1 protein-coding gene is annotated in these 885 nt (G+C 62.7%); it reads right to left on the bottom strand.

Features of this window, described 5'->3' with window-relative positions; genetic code table 11:
• On the bottom strand, nucleotides 1-885 hold an 885-nt coding region (locus ACYVG7_RS10100; protein ID WP_460882997.1), incomplete at both ends, for an efflux RND transporter periplasmic adaptor subunit.

Here is an 885-nt window from a genome sequence, read left to right on the forward strand (position 1 = left end):
GGTCACAATCTGGTCCCCATTCTTGAGCCCTTCGCGCACCTGCACGTAACCATTGAGGTCGGAAGCACCGAGCTTGACCGGGGTGAAATGCAGATCACCATCCACGATTTGCCAGACACCAATTTTGTTGCCCTCACGCTGGACGGCAGCGTTGGGGATCAGTGGAGCGGCCGGGAGCGCCGGCAAGTCAACCGTGACTTCGGCCAGTTCACCCACCGGTGGCAAAGGTTCTGGTTTGTTATCGAATGTCACCTTGGCAAGCGTTTCCTCGGTTACCGCGTCGGCCTTGGGTTCCACCCGCAGCACGCGACCTTTCAAGGTCTGGCCACCACGCGAACGCAGGACGATGTGAGCCGGCAACCCCCCAGCCAGCCCCGATGCGCTGATCTGGTCGAAGCGCACATTGATCCACAAACTCTTGGGGTCGATCACTTCCACCACGGCCTGGCCCGCGACGATGGTCGTGCCGGGATCGGCATCGCGCACGACGACCACACCGTCGACCGGCGCGATCAGGCGCAGATTGCTCCGCTGCGCGACGAGTCCTTCGCGGTCGGAGCGTGCCCGGGCAATATCTTCCCGAGCGGCGGATAGGGCGGCATCGGCGATCTGCAGTTCCTGCCGCTTGGTGGTGACGATTTCCTCGCTGATAAAGCGCACCGCAAACAATTGCTCATAGCGGCGCGCCTGGGTTTGCGCGTAGGCTTGCCGGGCTTCTGCCTCGCGCAAAGCCGCTTCCGCCCGCTTGAATACAGACTCCTGTGAGCGCACCCGATCATCAAGGTCGACCGGCTCCATCTCTCCGAGCACCTGTCCGGCCTTGACCTGGTCGCCTACATGCACCTCCAGGCGTTTGACGCGCCCGGCAAACGTCGGCCCGATCTT

It is taken from the genome of Pseudaeromonas pectinilytica (assembly GCF_054780855.1).